Annotated in this window: 18 protein-coding genes, 1 riboswitch and 1 other annotated feature; of the genes, 6 read left to right on the forward strand and 12 right to left on the reverse strand. The window is 39.1% G+C overall.

Translation table 11 applies throughout. From position 1 onward, the window contains the following. Positions 1-12 precede the first annotated feature (12 nt). The 3 genes from thpR to pepV all read right to left on the reverse strand — a co-directional run bounded on the left by thpR (position 13) and on the right by pepV (position 2,988). On the reverse strand, positions 13-573 hold the full coding sequence (gene thpR / locus AC4G3N_RS16440) for an RNA 2',3'-cyclic phosphodiesterase (RefSeq protein ID WP_491090675.1): 561 nt from the start codon (positions 571-573) through the stop codon (positions 13-15). Between the two features lie 125 nt (positions 574-698). Beyond that, the gene (gene dat, locus AC4G3N_RS16445) at positions 699-1,553 is read right to left on the reverse strand and encodes a D-amino-acid transaminase (protein WP_491090677.1); all 855 of its coding nucleotides are present in this window, start codon (positions 1,551-1,553) and stop codon (positions 699-701) included. Between the two features lie 25 nt (positions 1,554-1,578). Further along, positions 1,579-2,988: a dipeptidase PepV gene (pepV, locus tag AC4G3N_RS16450; RefSeq protein ID WP_491090678.1), complete on the reverse strand. Its 1,410-nt coding sequence runs from the start codon at positions 2,986-2,988 to the stop codon at positions 1,579-1,581. 376 nt (positions 2,989-3,364) lie between these two features. Here pepV and AC4G3N_RS16455 point away from each other — a divergent pair, with 376 nt between their 5' ends. After that, positions 3,365-3,586, forward strand: coding sequence for a DeoR family transcriptional regulator (locus tag AC4G3N_RS16455; protein ID WP_049669825.1), 222 nt, complete (start codon positions 3,365-3,367; stop codon positions 3,584-3,586). Between the two features lie 39 nt (positions 3,587-3,625). Here AC4G3N_RS16455 and AC4G3N_RS16460 read toward each other — a convergent pair whose 3' ends face one another. Further along, positions 3,626-4,357 carry a pseudouridine synthase gene (locus AC4G3N_RS16460; protein WP_066109117.1) on the reverse strand — a complete coding sequence of 244 codons (732 nt, stop codon included), beginning with the start codon at positions 4,355-4,357 and terminating at the stop codon, positions 3,626-3,628. A gap of 71 nt (positions 4,358-4,428) precedes the next feature. On the opposite strand from AC4G3N_RS16460, the gene AC4G3N_RS16465 reads away from it, so the two are divergent. After that, positions 4,429-4,644 (forward strand): hypothetical protein, encoded by a 216-nt coding sequence (locus AC4G3N_RS16465; RefSeq protein ID WP_066109121.1) that lies wholly within the window; start codon positions 4,429-4,431, stop codon positions 4,642-4,644. A gap of 66 nt (positions 4,645-4,710) precedes the next feature. Here the strand turns inward: AC4G3N_RS16465 and AC4G3N_RS16470 are convergent, their stop codons facing one another. After that, entirely contained in the window at positions 4,711-6,333 is a 1,623-nt protein-coding gene (locus AC4G3N_RS16470) for a putative polysaccharide biosynthesis protein (protein WP_066109124.1), read from the reverse strand. Between the two features lie 202 nt (positions 6,334-6,535). Between AC4G3N_RS16470 and AC4G3N_RS16475 the strand changes: the two genes are divergently transcribed. Next, a complete protein-coding gene (locus tag AC4G3N_RS16475; protein ID WP_491090679.1) occupies positions 6,536-7,807 on the forward strand; it encodes a BaiN/RdsA family NAD(P)/FAD-dependent oxidoreductase in 1,272 nt (423 codons plus the stop codon). Between the two features lie 15 nt (positions 7,808-7,822). Beyond that, positions 7,823-8,290, forward strand: coding sequence for a VanZ family protein (locus AC4G3N_RS16480; protein ID WP_491090680.1), 468 nt, complete (start codon positions 7,823-7,825; stop codon positions 8,288-8,290). 217 nt (positions 8,291-8,507) lie between these two features. Here the strand turns inward: AC4G3N_RS16480 and AC4G3N_RS16485 are convergent, their stop codons facing one another. The 5 genes from AC4G3N_RS16485 to AC4G3N_RS16505 all read right to left on the reverse strand — a co-directional run bounded on the left by AC4G3N_RS16485 (position 8,508) and on the right by AC4G3N_RS16505 (position 12,673). After that, positions 8,508-8,693, reverse strand: coding sequence for a sporulation protein Cse60 (locus tag AC4G3N_RS16485; protein ID WP_066109131.1), 186 nt, complete (start codon positions 8,691-8,693; stop codon positions 8,508-8,510). A gap of 58 nt (positions 8,694-8,751) precedes the next feature. After that, positions 8,752-9,060, reverse strand: coding sequence for a rhodanese-like domain-containing protein (locus AC4G3N_RS16490; protein WP_491090682.1), 309 nt, complete (start codon positions 9,058-9,060; stop codon positions 8,752-8,754). A 65-nt stretch (positions 9,061-9,125) separates the two neighbouring features. Beyond that, positions 9,126-11,537, reverse strand: a complete 2,412-nt coding sequence (leuS, locus tag AC4G3N_RS16495; protein ID WP_066109137.1) for a leucine--tRNA ligase — start codon at positions 11,535-11,537, stop codon at positions 9,126-9,128. A gap of 77 nt (positions 11,538-11,614) precedes the next feature. After that, positions 11,615-11,838 (reverse strand) — a binding site (T-box leader). A 384-nt stretch (positions 11,839-12,222) separates the two neighbouring features. Beyond that, positions 12,223-12,396, reverse strand: a complete 174-nt coding sequence (locus AC4G3N_RS16500) for a glycogen biosynthesis protein GlgD (protein WP_066109140.1) — start codon at positions 12,394-12,396, stop codon at positions 12,223-12,225. A gap of 13 nt (positions 12,397-12,409) precedes the next feature. Beyond that, positions 12,410-12,673, reverse strand: a complete 264-nt coding sequence (locus AC4G3N_RS16505) for a YtzC family protein (RefSeq protein ID WP_491090685.1) — start codon at positions 12,671-12,673, stop codon at positions 12,410-12,412. 182 nt (positions 12,674-12,855) lie between these two features. Here AC4G3N_RS16505 and mnmL point away from each other — a divergent pair, with 182 nt between their 5' ends. Together mnmL and mnmM are read left to right on the forward strand one after the other, a co-directional pair. Then, positions 12,856-13,830, forward strand: a complete 975-nt coding sequence (mnmL, locus tag AC4G3N_RS16510) for a tRNA modification radical SAM protein MnmL/YtqA (RefSeq protein WP_066109146.1) — start codon at positions 12,856-12,858, stop codon at positions 13,828-13,830. Further along, positions 13,820-14,386, forward strand: a complete 567-nt coding sequence (gene mnmM / locus AC4G3N_RS16515; RefSeq protein ID WP_491090687.1) for a tRNA 5-(aminomethyl)-2-thiouridylate-methyltransferase MnmM — start codon at positions 13,820-13,822, stop codon at positions 14,384-14,386. Before mnmL ends, mnmM begins: the two co-directional genes overlap by 11 nt. Positions 14,387-14,425: 39 nt before the next feature. Here mnmM and AC4G3N_RS16520 read toward each other — a convergent pair whose 3' ends face one another. Continuing rightward, positions 14,426-15,217, reverse strand: a complete 792-nt coding sequence (locus AC4G3N_RS16520) for an ABC transporter ATP-binding protein (protein ID WP_490558467.1) — start codon at positions 15,215-15,217, stop codon at positions 14,426-14,428. Continuing rightward, complete coding sequence (locus tag AC4G3N_RS16525; RefSeq protein ID WP_066109155.1) at positions 15,211-16,263, reverse strand: FecCD family ABC transporter permease; 1,053 nt, start codon at positions 16,261-16,263, stop codon at positions 15,211-15,213. Before AC4G3N_RS16525 ends, AC4G3N_RS16520 begins: the two co-directional genes overlap by 7 nt. Before the next feature lie 178 nt (positions 16,264-16,441). Further along, a riboswitch (cobalamin riboswitch) is annotated at positions 16,442-16,587 on the reverse strand. Between the last annotated feature and the right edge of the window lie 25 nt (positions 16,588-16,612).

Consider the following 16,612-nt stretch of genomic DNA (forward strand, 5'->3'; position numbering starts at 1 on the left):
TTTATGAATATCTTACACCAATGGAAATTTAATGATCGGTTCATATTTAGGAATAGATTGGCTATTGGTTTGATATAGAACGAGATGCTGTACCTGAAATTCTGGTATAGATGGGAGAGAGTCTTCTAGTTGTCTTAGACTGTCTTTTTCCATTGCCTCCATACATCTTCTTGCTATCGTAGCATGCGGTGTAAACGGCTTTGTATCCAACTTAAAGCCGATACTTGTACAAGTATTCCATACGTTCTTCTGCACTTCATATAAGATCGGCTGTTTCCTCACATCTGCCCATAGAATTCTTGGCTGATTCACCATACCAAATGTACCCAATCCTTTAATCGTTAATGGAAATGAAACAAGTTGCTCTGCTCTTGACTTCAATAAATTCACAGCACCATCCAACATACTATGAGAGGCACTGCCAAGGAATGCTAAAGTAATATGATAATCGCTTGGATGAACCCAGCTTTTAAATGCATACATACGTTCTAATTCAGCAGCCCATTGGTGCAATGATTCTTTAATCTCCTTAGGTAATTCAATTGCAAAAAAATAATGATTCTGTCTATTCATCGGCCTATCTCCTTCATATTTTAACATAATGTCCATCCTTCTATTTTAACTATTTAGACGATTTTGAATAAAAATGTTTATTCAAAAAAGAGTTCAGGGTTAGTATTCCCTGAACTCTTTTCCATTTACTTTAATCTTCCGCATTCATTTTCAATTTTAGCAAGGAAGGCTTTCTGAAGCTTTCTTGTTGTAGTATATGGGGCTTTTCCAACCGCTTGTCCGTTGGTTTTTACAACGGGTATAATTTCTAATGTGGTACCAGACAGAAATACCTCATCAGCCGACATTAATTCCCCAGGTGTAAATGGTCTTTCTTCGTAAGGAATTGAAAGCTCCTCACAAAGCATTAAAACCAACTGCCTGGTAATCCCATTTAAAATTAGATTGTTTGCAGGATGAGTAATCAGAATACCATCCTTTATAATCGATACATTCGTATGACTGCCTTCTGTTATCATGCCATCTCTGTTTAAAATCGCTTCCTTACATCCCTGTTTAACCGCCTCTTCAAAGGCTAGGATATTACCGAGAAGGTTCAAGCTTTTAATATCGCAATTAAGCCACCGTTTATCTTCAATAATACAGACTTCAGCACCTGACTCCATCAGTATAACAGGACGTTCAGATTCTCTTGTATAAGCGATAAAGGTCGGTACCACCTCTTTACCTGGAAAAGCATGATTCCGCGGTGAAACCCCCCGTGTAAATTGCAGATAAACAGTACCGGTAGTCAGCTCATTTTTAAGAACCAATTCCTCAATAATCTCCTTAAGGCGTTTCGGACTGTAGGGTATCTCTATGCCGATCTTTTGTGCGCTTGCAAACAGACGCCTGCTATGCCCTTCCCACGCAAATAGCTTTCCATTATAAATCCGTATAACCTCGTAGATACCATCCCCAAATTGATACCCACGATCTTCTATATCGATGGCAATTGTTTCTCTTTTCGAAAGGACGCCATTGTGAACAATATAATCCATTTCCCCCAACTCCCCTTGTGATAGATTATCTTGTTAATTCATAGATAGCTTGTGCATACATAGCTGTTGCTTTTAATAAATCGTCAATCATGATGTATTCGTCTTTTTGATGAGCTACATCTTCCCTCCCCGGAAATAAAGGGCCAAAGGCAACCGCATTTTTCAGCGCACGCGCATACGTCCCGCCGCCAATTGCCAATAGCTCAGGTTCTTCCCCTGTGTGCTCGTGATAAATTTTTTGCAAAGTTTTAACCAATTGGCTATTTGCATCCACATGGTGAGGTCCCAAATGGGTTTTTATAGTCGCAGTAAATTGATGCTTATCAGCGATTTGCTCAATCGTTTTCCATCCATTCTCAAAATCATATGTCACAGGATAACGCATATTGAAGGCAATCTTACCTAATTCGCCATTTCTATATGTAATAATTCCATAATTAATGGTTAAATCACCGGTAATATCATCCGAATAAGCTACACCAAGTTTTCTTCCTCTGGATTCACTGCTCAAATACTGATGGATGAATTCAAAAAATGCACGGTCATCCCCACGTAAAGGCATGGTGAATAGAAAATCCGCCAGCTTAAGACCTGCATTAAGTCCAAGATCAGGCTCCATACCATGGACAGATATCCCTTCCATCGTTAAGATGACCTCATTATCTAACATGGAATATGTACCTTTTAAATTATGATCTTTCAAGTACATTGCAAATTTTTCTTTCCACTCTTTCGCCTCATCGAAATTAAGAGAAATAGTTGCTTTAGCTGCCTCTGGTACCATATTAAAACGCTGGCCCGCTTCAAAGCTTTTCACAACAAAGGATTCAGCCGGTATACTTTTTGATTTCATATCCATTGTGAAATCTGCTATCCCCTTTTCTGCATAGATAATTGGAAAATCAGCATCCGGCACGAACCCTACCGTTGGCATTTCTTCTTTTTCAAAATAATAATCCATACAGCGCCAGTCACTTTCTTCATCCGTACCCAAAATTAATCGAACTCTTTTATTTAAATCGATGCCCATTTCTTTAATGATCTTCATCGCATAATAGGCAGCCATCGTTGGTCCTTTATCGTCGATCGCGCCACGTGCAAATATTTTTCCATCCCGAATATCTGCTGAATAAGGGTCGCTGGTCCAGCCCTCTCCCTCAGGCACTACATCCAAATGTCCAAGTATACCGAGGAGCTCATCTCCGTTTCCCATTTCCAAATGAGCTCCATAGTTATCAACATTTTTAGTGGTAAAACCGTCTTTTTCTCCAAGCTGAAGCATAAAATCAAGCGCTTCCTTTATTCCAGGACCAAAAGGAATATCAGTAGTTGATGCAGATTCATCCAGTGTACTTTTAATTCGAAGTAATTTCTTGGTGTCGGCAATCAAATCATTTTTTCTCATTTCCACTTCTTTTTGCCAATTAAGATCCATAAAAGTGACCCTCATTTCTTTGTCATATCATTTATCGTTATTATATCGAATTTCAGCATGATTAGCATTTTTTGTTGAACCACATGACTGTGCCGTTCATATTTTATAGTGTAATAAATAAAATATATCGTATTGTTGTCATAGTGCCTGTATCGCAAAAATAGATATAGTTAAGTGAATTTTCATTTTATTTTATTGGAAAATATGGATTTAAAATTTAGAGAGGGGTATTATAGTACTAGAAGGACTTGTATTTTGAAGTCCTAAAAAAGGAGTGCTGTATAGGTGATAACTTAGTTAAGTGGGATGGTTAACAGCCTTTATACCTTGCAGGTTGGAATGTTGCCATTGGAAACTATCCATAAGGAGTGGTTTTTTGAAACCTTCAACAAACCGTATGCTTACCAGAATTAAGTCCATTTATATGTTCATCGTCCGCAACGGCACGGTAACAACCCAAGAATTAGTGGATGAATTTGGAATTACTCCACGCACCATTCAGAGGGACTTAAATGTGTTGGCTTATAACGAACTTGTTGTCAGCCCCAGTCGTGGAAAGTGGACCACCACTCAAAAGAAAGTTAAATTAACCTCGTAATGATTTAAACAGTTTTTCCTACAAAAAGAAGACCGCTTTTTAACGGTCTTCTTTTTCCGGAGTACGTGTATTCAATAGGTTGATCTCTTCTTCAGTCATTTCTCTGTACTCTCCTGTTTTCAAGCTCTCATCCAACTCAAGCTCGCCCATCTTAATTCTTTTCAAATACACTACTTTTTTTCCTACAGCTTCAAACATCCGTTTAACCTGATGATATTTTCCTTCTGTTATGATGACTTCTATTTCAGATCTTGGACCACTTGTAAGAATCCTTAATTTTCCCGGTTTCGTTACATATCCATCATCCAATGTAACTCCCTTAGCAAACTGTTCAATATCTTCCTCGGTTACAATCCCCTGAATAACTGCGTAATAGGTTTTAGGAACATGTTTTTTGGGAGCAAGCACCTCATGAGCAAGCTGCCCATCATTTGTAAGAACCAACAGCCCTTCAGTATCCCGATCCAGCCTTCCAACAGGGAATGGTTTTTTACTTGCATCTTCAGGTTCCAATAAATCAAGCACCGTTTTCAGCCTGTCATCTTCTGTGGCAGATATGTATCCGGCCGGTTTATTCATTAACAAATAAATGTATTCCTTATAGTTGACTTGCTCTCCATAAACGGTAATTACATCCTCATCCGGATTGACATGCTTTTTAGCATCGCTTATTTTTACATCATTACAAAGAACTGCCCCTGATTTAAGTAATTGTTTAACCTCTTTCCGGCTTCCATAACCGGAGTTAGCCAATAATTTATCAATTCTCATCCTAAAATCACCCATTTTCCTTTTTTGAATAGACTAATGCTGAATATAAATTGAAGGAGTGTTCTAAATTTATGGATTATCAACAACAACCCTCTAACGAACAAGATGATAGACAATTGCCACAGCCAGCCGGTTTTCCTGGACCAGGAGGCCTATTTCCTGGCTTAGGTGGAGTTAATGCCCGTATAGATCGGCTTGAAAACCGCTTTGAACGTCTGGAGCGCCAATTTGAACGCCTTGATCGACGTGTATCCCGCATTGAACGAGCACTTGGAATGCGATACTAATTATGAGAATGGCCTGCTTTAAATAATAAGCAGGCCTTAAAGTTAAACTTTCACATTTTAATTTGATTAATTCCCTCTCGTGAAACGGCTCAATTTTAGCTTGCGCAATAGTCCATCCGTTCGCTCTCCAAAAATGACATGTAATAGACCACTTTTAATGGATAAGAAAAAGTAGATTAGGACCCCGACTGGAACAGTAATCGCCACCCTGAAAACCGCATCCATCTGACCTTTTGAACCTATCCAGGAAGACAGGACCTGATCCAGACTCCATACAACCAAGGCCATAACCCCAGCAAATATGAGTGATAATAATCCCCTTCTCAGCACAGATTTTATTCGATAACCAGTAAAGTAATAAATTACATATAAATTAATAAGTGTACTGACCGTATATCCAATTGCAGTCGCATAAACTGCCCCATTCGTTTCAAACATTTTTATAAACGGAATATTAAGGCTCAGTTTTATTAATATCCCAGTCAATAAACTAAGGACTGTAAAACGCTGCTGGCTTATTCCCTGCATGATTGCAGCTGTAACAGAAAATAAAGCAAATAGAATAGCAACCGGTGCATAAACTTTCAATACTTCTGACCCTAAATCAAGAAATCCATAAAACGATCCATATACGCTCTCAGATAAAACACTGATTCCTACAACTGCCGGTATCAAAATAAACAGCAAAGTTTGGAACGTTTCTGTTAATTGTTGTTTGTATAGCTTCCAATTCTTTTCAACAAACGATTTCGTTACACTAGGAACAATGGACAACGAAAAGGCTGTAGCAAGTGTCATTGGAATAAGGACAAGCTTTTGAGTCGATACATTTAAAACACCAAAAGCCACATCTGTTGTTGCCTTTTCTCCAATTGATACCATCGCTCTGTTAAAAGTAACCGTATCAACTAACTGGAATAGAGGCATAGCCAAACCAACAAAAATAAATGGTATTGAGGAAACAATGATTTCTTTATAGATCTCTTTAAGAGATATATCTATTTCATTTTTACTTTCGCTCAAAAGTTTATCGAGATGACGTTTCCGCTTTTTCCAATACCATAAGAGAACAAGAAATCCGAAAACCGCTCCAATAAAGGCTGAAAATGTTGCCACACTCATAGCCTGTACGACATCTCCGCCCATTAAATTCAGGACAATATATGCACCGCCCAGCAGGAATATAATTCGTGCTATCTGCTCGATAACCTGGGAAACAGCTGTCGGCCCCATTGACTCATTTCCTTGAAAGAACCCACGCAATATACTTTGCGAAGGTACAAGGATCAGAGCAAAGCTAACAGCCCGTATAACCGATGTAACATCCTCAACGGAAAATTTTTGCGTATCCATCATGGCAGCCAATCCAGGGGCGCTAACATACATAATGAGAAAAGCCGAAATCCCCGTTAACATCATTATTTTTCGGCTTGATTCAAATAGCTTACGCCCAACTGCATATTCACCCATTGCATTATATTTGGCCACAAATTTGGCCACCGCGAGGGGAATCCCTCCCGTTGATATACTGATGAAAATCGTATAGGGGATATACGCAAAGCCGTATAACGCCATTCCTTCTTTGCCGACAATTTGATTAAAAGGAATAACATAAAACAATCCGAGTATTTTCGATAAAACCATACCAACTGTTAGAATAAAAGTGCCTCTAATAAGTTTCGATGACATGTAACAATCCCTTTCACTCTTTCCCTTAACCTGTAAGAAATATATTTTCATGAGTCTTTTTGTTTATTTGTTCACTATTCTGTAGTTTACTCTTTTCTATCCTTTTTGACAATTGAACTTCAATTTGTTTACGACTTTTGCCTTATTCATAAAATCACTTATAATAGAACATATTAGCATGTTTTAGAAAAGAGATGGAATAATGAAATACGATGTAATAATTATAGGCGGAGGCCCCTCCGGTTTAATGGCTGCCATAGCAGCTGCAGAAAACGGCGCTTCCACCTTATTAATAGATAAAGGATCCAAGCTTGGCCGAAAGCTGGCCATTTCAGGCGGAGGCCGATGCAATGTCACAAACCGTCTGCCGATTGATGAGATTATCAAGCATATTCCCGGTAATGGCAAGTTCCTGTACGGTGCATTCTCTGAATTTGATAATGAGGGAATTATTTCTTTCTTTAAGAAACTGGGAGTTGAATTAAAAGAGGAAGATCACGGAAGAATGTTTCCAGTTAATGACAAAGCTCAATCCGTTGTGGATGCAATGATGAATCGTTTGAAGCAATTGGGTACCGATATACGCACAAACTCACCTATAGCTGATGTTTTGTATGATTCAGGGAAAGTAATTGGCGTTCGGACACAAACAGGCGAAACGATCGAAGCTGACTCCGTTGTCATTGCTGTTGGCGGTAAATCCGTTCCTCACACCGGGTCAACCGGTGATGGCTATGCTTGGGCGGAAAAAGCTGGACATACTGTTACAGAGCTATTCCCAACTGAGGTTCCGCTCACGTCAGCTGAAAATTTTATCAAACAGAAAACATTACAGGGTCTTTCACTTCGCGATGTCGCAATCAGCGTAATGAATCCTAAAGGAAAACCATTAATTACCCATCGTATGGATATGATTTTCACACATTTTGGTCTATCAGGTCCAGGTGTCCTGCGATGCAGCCAATTTGTTGTAAAGGCCCTCAAAAAATGGAATCTTAAAGAGGTCGTTGTCCAAATTGACTCGCTCCCTGATTTAAATGAAGAACAGGTATTCCAACAGATTATTAAAATTATTAAATCGGATGACAAAAAGGCTGTCAAAAACAGCTTAAAAGGTTTAGTGCCTGAAAGATATTTATTATTTTTACTGGAGCGTAACCAGATTGATCCTTCTGCCCAGGGTGCAGTCATCGCCCATGAGAAATGGCGTTCTTTAAGCAAAGATATTAAAAAATTCCCTGTCCATGTCTATGGAACACTTTCTTTAGAGAAGGCATTTGTGACTGGCGGAGGAGTATCGGTGAAAGAGGTTGAACCAAAAACAATGGCCAGTAAATTCATGAATGGCTTATATTTCTGCGGAGAGATCTTGGACATTCACGGATATACGGGCGGCTATAATATCACTTCAGCTTTGGTAACCGGCCGTTTAGCAGGATTAAATGCTGCAGCAAAGAATAATTTCCTGGCATAAGAAAGGATGGTATAAGTGCAGGATATAGCCCAAACGATAAAAAACAATAAGCTGTTTTCGCCGCTTATTTACATGTTGTTTTTCATCTATTTAGCCATCCTTTCCTATCTTTTGTTTTTTGGATACTACAGACAAGAAGACAGGATAGAATCTTATAATCTTGTTCCCTTTAAAACAATCAATATGTATATTACGTTTGCTGATTACTTCAAATTTAAAGTATGGTTTTCGAATCTATTCGGTAATATTATCGCTTTTATGCCATTTGGATTTTTTCTGCCAATCGCCTTTAAAAAGCTGAGAAATTTACTGATTATCACATTTCTGTCCTTCTTGTTTTCTTTATTTGTGGAGACGATGCAGCTTACCTTCCATGTCGGTGGATTTGATGTAGATGATATTCTATTAAATACAATCGGAGGTTTCTTTGGCTACATGGTTTTCAAGCTCATGTATAAGCTTTTCAAAAAACCCGTAACCTAATAAGTTCAAACCTAAAAATAAGTGGAGAAACAAGTTTGTTTTCTCCACTTATTTTTACTATATTCAATTGTAATTTTAGCTGTAACGATTGAGTTAGCAAAAATTAAATTCATCAACCTATGGATTATTTCTTAGATGTTCCGCTTCATCTGGGAATAGACTTGTTCCTACGGGTAAATATGAACCAAGAATTAATTTTACCAAAAATGATAACTACTCATTTTTTATAGATAACCATTGCGCTAAAACAATAGATTTGGTCTTCCTCATCCTCTTCACCGAAAGCTGCTATATTATATTTTATATCTACAATGCTATCCTCATCTATTTTTCCGAGAAAATGATTCATCCCTTTTTCCAGGTCTTTTTCATGTTCATAATCAAACATTTTTACTTGGATCACGGCAAAGACTCCTCCTGTTTTTATCTATCTTTGCCAGACTTTTATATTTTTATACTATTCAGAATACCATTTCCCCTTGCCAATGCATCATACCGCCCTCCATTGAGGCTGTTTTATATCCCTTCTCCTGCAGAAAATAAGCCACATTTTCACTTCTTACTCCTGCATGACAGATTAGAATATACTCCGTTTCTTTATCAAGCTCATCTAGCCGATCGGGTATTTCTCCCATTCTCATATGAATAGCACCTGGTACCATGCCATTTATAACTTCATAATCCTCCCGTACATCAATGATGGATAATTCCTCTCCATTTTCAATTTTGATCTGCAGCTCTTCCGGTTGGATAATTTTTATTTCTTCCATCTCCATTTTCCCCCTTTATAAAAAAGCCGTCTTACGTTTTAGTAAACGTAAGACGGCCACACTTGTTAGTTTGCAACGATATTTACTAATTTTCCTGGAACAGCAATAACCTTACGGATTGTTTTACCGTCAATTTGCTCTTGGACCTTTCCGTTCTCCATTACAATTTTTTCCATTTCTTCTTTCGTAATGCCGGCCGGTACCTGAAGTTTTGCTCTCATTTTACCGTTTATTTGAATAACAATTTCAATTTCATCATCAACCAATTTGGACTCATCATATGCAGGCCATGAAGTATAGGCAAGTGTTTCATTGTTGCCCAGTCTGCTCCAAAGTTCTTCACTGATATGAGGGCAAATAGGTGACAAGAGCTTCACGAATCCTTCCATATATTGAATTGGAAGGATTTCCGCTTTATACGCTTCATTAATAAACACCATCATTTGAGAAATAGCTGTATTAAAGTGAAGTGCTTCCAAATCTTCTGTTACCTTTTTAACCGTTTGATGATAGATTTTCTCAAGGTGAGTATCATTGGATTCAGTGATCTTATCATTTACTGTACCGTCATCGGTAATAAACAATCTCCAAACACGGTCAAGGAAACGTCTGGAACCATCAAGTCCGTTTGCAGACCAAGCAATGGATGCATCAAGCGGTCCCATGAACATTTCATAGAGACGAAGTGTATCCGCACCATGGCTTTCTACGATATCATCCGGATTTACTACATTTCCTTTGGATTTACTCATTTTTTCGTTATTTTCTCCAAGTATCATTCCTTGGTTAAATAGCTTTTGGAAAGGTTCCTTTGTAGGAACAACACCAATATCATACAAGAATTTGTACCAGAATCTTGCATAAAGCAAGTGAAGTACAGCATGTTCTGCTCCGCCAATATACGTATCTACTGGCATCCAATGCTTAAGCTTTTCAGGATCAGCAATCGCGTTTGGATTTTTCGGATCGATATAGCGCAGGAAGTACCAGCAGCTGCCCGCCCATTGAGGCATTGTGTTTGTCTCGCGTCTTCCTTTACGGCCGTTCTCATCTACTACATTTACCCACTCTTCAATGTTGGCAAGAGGAGATTCACCTGTACCTGATGGTTTAATTTCGGTTGTTTTCGGAAGCATAAGCGGGAGCTCAGATTCAGGTACAGCTGACATAGTACCATCTTCCCAATGAATAATTGGGATAGGCTCTCCCCAGTAACGCTGACGAGAGAAGTTCCAGTCACGCAAGCGATAGGTTACTTTCTTCTCACCAATTCCTTGTTCTTCAAGCCATTCGATCATTTTGCCAATTGCTTCTTCTTTATTCAAGCCATTCAAGAATTCAGAGTTTACATGTTCTCCTTCTCCTGCATAAGCTTCTTTTTCAATATTTCCGCCCGCTACAACCTCACGAATTGGCAAATCAAATTTCTTAGCGAATTCATAGTCACGTTCATCATGAGCCGGAACTGCCATAATTGCACCTGTACCATAGCTCATCAATACATAATCAGCAATCCAGATCGGAATCTCTTCCCCATTTGCCGGGTTGATTGCATATGCTCCTGTGAATACACCTGTTTTCTCTTTAGAAAGCTCTGTTCTCTCAAGATCGCTCTTAGATTGAATTTCCTTTTTATACGCTTCAACTGCTTCTTTTTGCTCTGCTGTTGTAATTTTATCCACAAGCGGATGCTCTGGTGACAGGACAGAATATGTTGCCCCGAACAAGGTGTCAGGACGTGTCGTGAATACCGTGTAGGATTCGTTCGTACCTTTAATCTTAAAAGTTACAGATGCTCCCTCAGAGCGTCCGATCCAGTTACGCTGCATATCCTTAATGCTTTCAGGCCAATCCAATTCATCCAAATCCTCAATCAAACGATCTGCATAAGCCGTAATTTTCAAAATCCATTGGCGCATAGGCTTACGGATAACCGGATGTCCGCCCCGCTCACTTTTCCCATCAATAACTTCTTCGTTAGCCAAAACTGTTCCGAGTGCCGGACACCAGTTAACCGGTATTTCAGCCATATAGGCAAGTCCTTTTTCATATAGCTTTAAGAAAATCCACTGCGTCCATTTATAGTACTCTGGGTCGGTTGTATTGATTTCCCTGTCCCAGTCATAGGAGAACCCAAGTGATTTAATCTGACGTGTGAATGTACCGATATTTTTAGCTGTAAACTCTTCCGGATCATTTCCTGTATCAAGAGCATATTGCTCGGCAGGCAATCCAAATGCATCCCATCCAATTGGATGAAGGACATTATATCCCTGCATACGTTTCATGCGAGATAGAATATCTGTTGCTGTATATCCTTCAGGATGCCCTACATGAAGGCCGGCTCCTGATGGATAAGGAAACATATCCAAAGCGTAAAATTTACGCTTCCCTACATGATCAGTCGTTTTGAATGTTTTGTGTTCTTCCCAATAAGATTGCCATTTCTTTTCAATCTCTACATGATTGAAACTCATCCTAATTCCTCCTACATGGTTCAAAATTGCTGTGCTTAAAAGCTTAAAACAATAAAAAAAGCCACTCATCCCTAATAAGTAGGGACGAGAGGCTTGTTATTAACTTCCCGCGGTACCACCCTGATTGATGCAGTAAATATGCATCCGGCTCGACTCTTTAACGCAGATGTACGGCAAACCTTACTCTTAGTTCAGGCTTGCAACTCCAGGGTGAGTTCATAATGTGTCCTGTTGACTTGCAGCGACCGTCAACTCTCTAAAAAGAACAACAATTACTACTAATCCCTCTCAAAGTTATTCATATGATTCAAAAAATATATACATTCATTGTATGTAAATCCGCTAAAAAGTTCAAGTCAATTTAGACTGTTTTTTCAATCATTGACAAATATAGCATCGATTATACAGGTTTGATAAAAATTTATGTGTGATTGGCGAGGGAAACTGGGGGCTGGATTAATCTCAATTTTGGCCGGATTAATCCTTTATTTGGCTGGATTATGGGCATATCCGGCTCTATTCCTTTGTCGATTGGCTGGATTCCTCTCATTTTGCTGATCTACTCACTCATCTGGCTGAATTAGTCTTTCATCCGGCTGGATTCTCCGCCGCATTCATTATCCCCATAACTCACTTGTATACAAATAAACCAACAAGCACAGCCATATAGACTGTGCCTGCTGGTTTATTTGTATTGCTTTGGATGAACTGTTGCTTTAGTTTGTTGGCCTCCAGATGCTTCGTTCATCTTTTTAGCCTTCTTTATAATATCTTGATCTTCACCGGCCTCGATATCTTGATTATTAATGCCATTACGAGTCTTTTGTTCCGGATTATTATGTTTAGAACGTTTCCGCATAGTGAATACCCCCTTAGCGCCTGCGTACAACCATTGCATGCTGAATATCCTGAACCTGTATTTTCATACGGTTCAACATATCACGCTGTTGATCATTTGCACTGTGATCCATTGCTTCTAACTCATTAAATGAGTTTTCCAATCTGACCAATGCCTCGGTATATCCTGCTTCATTGTATTGCTCCTGTTTTGCAGACTCCCTATATTGCTCTTCTGCAAATTCAATTGCATTAGTACATCGTTCCATACACTCACCCATGGATTTTCGTGTAGCCAAAGATACCCTCTCCTTTTTTCATTGGATTGGTTTACAAAAGCTCATCCATTATCCATTATGCCCCTTTGAAATTAAAAAGATTAGTGATTTTTAAAGCTGCTAATAATAGTCAATTGGAAAGTATACATCAGCGTGGTAAAATGGAGTTTATGTTCTTGAAATCTAAACAGGGGGTTTTTGTAATGAAACAGGTTAACCCTTTTCAATATGCAAGTGACGATAAACGTTATCATACATGGAATTATCATCTACGCAATCAATTTGGTCACAAGGTATTTAAAGTAGCTCTCGATGGTGGATTTGATTGTCCGAATCGTGATGGCACGGTAGCTTTTGGTGGCTGTACATTTTGCAGTGCCGCTGGATCCGGCGATTTTGCCGGCAATCGTGCTGAAGATTTGCAAAAACAATTTGCCGATATAAAAGCAAAAATGCATCAAAAATGGAAGGACGGCAAGTATATGGCCTATTTCCAGGCTTATACAAATACCCATGCACCAGTCGAGGTGTTACGAGAAAAATTTGAAACTGTCATGAACGAGGAAGGTGTAGTCGGATTATCCATTGCCACTCGTCCAGACTGTCTGCCTGATGATGTTGTAGAATATTTAGCTGAATTAAATGAACGTACCTACCTGTGGGTTGAGCTTGGCCTGCAAACTGTTCATGAGAAAACAGCTAATATCATAAACCGTGCACATGATTATCCAACCTATGTAGAGGGAGTAAACAAACTTCGGAAACACGGTATACGCATTTGCAGCCATATTATTAATGGACTGCCGCTTGAAACTCCAGAAATGATGATGGAGACAGCTAAAGAAGTTGCTAAACTGGATGTACAGGGAATTAAAATTCACCTATTGCATCTCTTAAAGGGCACTCCAATGGTAAAACAATACGAAAAAGGAATGCTGGAATTCCTTTCATTAGATGAATATGTCAATCTCGTCTGTGATCAGTTGGAGATCCTTCCGCCTGAAATGATTGTCCATCGTATTACAGGTGACGGTCCGATTGATTTGATGGTTGGACCAATGTGGAGCGTTAATAAATGGGAAGTATTAAATGCTATCGATGCTGAATTGAAGCGTCGCAATAGCTATCAAGGTAAATTTTATGTACCAAGTAAGGATGCTGTCATAAATGAAGCTTGATCGTATCCTCCCCTTCGCAAGACTATTGCTTGAAAAAGCAGTTAAACCTGGTGATATAGCCATTGATTGTACGATGGGAAATGGGCATGACACCGTATTTTTAGCAAATTTAACTGGTCCGGATGGACATGTATACAGCTTCGACATTCAGGAATCTGCCTTGCAAAAAACGGAAGAGAGACTGATGACAAATGAGCTTCAGAAGCGGGTGACACTGATTCATGCAGGTCATGAGCGTTTACAGGAATTTGTCCCAACTGGTAAACCTGTTACAGGTGCCATCTTTAATTTAGGCTATTTACCTGGTGGCGATAAAGAAATTATTACAACCGCTCCTACTACGATTCAGGCTGTAACGTCATTACTTGAAATTATGGAGCCTGAAGGTATCATAGTTCTTGTCATCTATCACGGTCATCCCGGCGGAGACATTGAACGTGACGAATTAATCAAATTCGTTACAGAGCTTCCACAGGATAAGGCCCATGTGCTGGAATACCGATTTATGAATCAAAAAAACAATCCACCATTTATTATCGCTATCGAAAAACGTTAAAAAAGTGTGAGCTTATGGAAGCTCACACTTTTTATATAATCATTTATAGTTCTCAGGGGTAAAAAAGATTTGCGGTGTTCCCGTAATAGGATGAGGGCGACTTACCAAATCTACCTCGTATACAGATGAAAGCAATGTTTCATCATAAAGTAAATCTATTCCACCCTCCGCCACCTTCCTTCCATCCTTAAGCAAAGCACATCTATCTGCATATAAAGCTGCCATGTTTAAATCATGGAGGATGGCGACAATCGTCAGCCCATTTTGAAGCTGGAGCCTCTTTAATAAATTTAACAATTCGATTGTATGCTTTACATCCAGATGATTTGTAGGTTCATCGAGAAACAGGAGCTTTGGCTGCTGGGCCAAAGCCTTTGCTAAAAGGACACGTTGCTTTTCCCCTCCGCTTAATGACGAAAAGTATGTATACTTAAATTTCAGCGTGTTTGTCTGAGCAAGACACTCATCAACAATTGCGTAATCCTCACTACGGTAATGATTAAAAAATCCCTTCTCCTGATAAGGATACCTGCCTAATAGTACGATTTCTTCCACCGTAAAATCTATACCCACCATATGTTCCTGACTTAACACGGCAGCAATTTTAGCCAATTCTCCGGTTTTATAGGATGAGGTCCTTTTCCCATTAATGATTGAAGTCCCTTCTTTATATTCCATTTTTCCCAATATACTTTTAATCAATGTCGTCTTACCGCTTCCATTTGGACCAAGAAGAGCAAAAAATTCTCCGCTCTCAACCTTAATAGAAAAGTCCTGAAGCACTTGCTTATTTTTATGATAGCCTGCACTGAGGCTCTCTACGGTTAACATGTCAAATTCCTTCTTTTTATGCGTTCTTTAATCAGTAAGATTGTAAATACAGGTGCACCGATTAAGGCAGTAATGACACCGATTGGTAATTCCTGCGGGTTGATAATCGTACGTGCAATCAAGTCAGCCAATACGAGATATCCACCTCCAATAATCATGGATAATGGCAGTAAGTGGCGATGATCAGCACCAGCAAGAAGGCGAACAAGATGTGGAATAACCAGTCCAACAAAGCCAATAGCTCCTGATACGGCAACTGCTGCACCCGTTAATAGTCCAGCCCCGATAATAATGATTATTTTCTTTCGTTTCACATCGATACCATTATATTGAGCGGATTGATCTCCAAGAGCCATCCCATTTAGTTCACGATAATGATATAAAATTATGGAAGCTCCTATAATAAAAAAGGGAATCAATATACTGACGTGTCCCCAATTTTTCATAGCCACACTGCCCATCAGCCAGTTTAATACCTCCCTCATTTGATCTCCTGAGGATAGCGCAATGATAAGTGAGACCACAGCGCCAATGAATGAATTCATAATTATACCGGCTAAAATAATGGTCTCATTTGCATAGGTAACACTAGCTGCCTTTGTAATACCAAATACAATAAACAAGGTTATAAAACTAAACACGATTGCAACAAGCGGCAATGTGAACTGACCAAAAAGAGCAAATTCGATATTAAAGAATAGAACAATCACTGCCCCAACCGATGCACCGGAAGAAATTCCAATAGTATATGGATCAGCGAGTGGATTTTGCAAAAGCCCCTGAAAGGCAGCACCGGCAAGTGCCAGTGAGGCACCCACAAATAAAGCGATTAATACCCGGGGTAATCGTATATTCCAAATAATCATTTCTATATTTTTTGGACCGGTATAGAAGGATTCCTGGCCGGTCACGTTCTTCAAGAGAATCCCAAGAATATCTTTAAATGACATGTCCACGCTGCCTATAAACAGGCCGAGCAACGCAGCGAGCAGCAAAAACAGGATACTCCCAAAATAAATACCGGTTGTTCTATTTTTATTATTCATAACTTATACTTCAATTCCTCTTTACTCCTGGCGGCGAACCTCGGATTATTCATGCACTTTAAAACAAGATTATAAGCTACAACACATAAAAAATCCTTAGCTCAGGATGGTATTGAGCTAAGGATTCACTTTTTCACGCCTGTGAATACAATAAGCCTACTTTTCCCTCCGAAAAATAAGTACTAAAACTCTAAAAGCAGGTTTCCTGGCTTTTACTAAATCAGACTTGTGATTTAGTAAGTACAGTAGCGGGGGCTGCAACGGATTTGAACCGTTTTCCCTTTTACCCTCGTGTACCGAGGCACTTTTAAAGTGATTTATTAGATTTTATTCTTATTCTAATAGATTA

This window comes from Bacillus sp. z50 (assembly GCF_058313585.1).

Coding starts and splice junctions, on each gene's coding strand:
- thpR (WP_491090675.1), bottom strand. CDS start 573: ATGAATAGACAGAATCATTATTTTTTTGCAATTGAATTACCTAAGGAG.
- dat (WP_491090677.1), bottom strand. CDS start 1,553: ATGGATTATATTGTTCACAATGGCGTCCTTTCGAAAAGAGAAACAATT.
- pepV (WP_491090678.1), bottom strand. CDS start 2,988: ATGGATCTTAATTGGCAAAAAGAAGTGGAAATGAGAAAAAATGATTTG.
- AC4G3N_RS16460 (WP_066109117.1), bottom strand. CDS start 4,357: ATGAGAATTGATAAATTATTGGCTAACTCCGGTTATGGAAGCCGGAAA.
- AC4G3N_RS16465 (WP_066109121.1), top strand. CDS start 4,429: ATGGATTATCAACAACAACCCTCTAACGAACAAGATGATAGACAATTG.
- AC4G3N_RS16470 (WP_066109124.1), bottom strand. CDS start 6,333: ATGTCATCGAAACTTATTAGAGGCACTTTTATTCTAACAGTTGGTATG.
- AC4G3N_RS16475 (WP_491090679.1), top strand. CDS start 6,536: ATGAAATACGATGTAATAATTATAGGCGGAGGCCCCTCCGGTTTAATG.
- AC4G3N_RS16490 (WP_491090682.1), bottom strand. CDS start 9,060: ATGGAAGAAATAAAAATTATCCAACCGGAAGAGCTGCAGATCAAAATT.
- leuS (WP_066109137.1), bottom strand. CDS start 11,537: ATGAGTTTCAATCATGTAGAGATTGAAAAGAAATGGCAATCTTATTGG.
- AC4G3N_RS16500 (WP_066109140.1), bottom strand. CDS start 12,396: ATGCGGAAACGTTCTAAACATAATAATCCGGAACAAAAGACTCGTAAT.
- mnmL (WP_066109146.1), top strand. CDS start 12,856: ATGAAACAGGTTAACCCTTTTCAATATGCAAGTGACGATAAACGTTAT.
- mnmM (WP_491090687.1), top strand. CDS start 13,820: ATGAAGCTTGATCGTATCCTCCCCTTCGCAAGACTATTGCTTGAAAAA.
- AC4G3N_RS16520 (WP_490558467.1), bottom strand. CDS start 15,217: ATGTTAACCGTAGAGAGCCTCAGTGCAGGCTATCATAAAAATAAGCAA.
- AC4G3N_RS16525 (WP_066109155.1), bottom strand. CDS start 16,263: ATGAATAATAAAAATAGAACAACCGGTATTTATTTTGGGAGTATCCTG.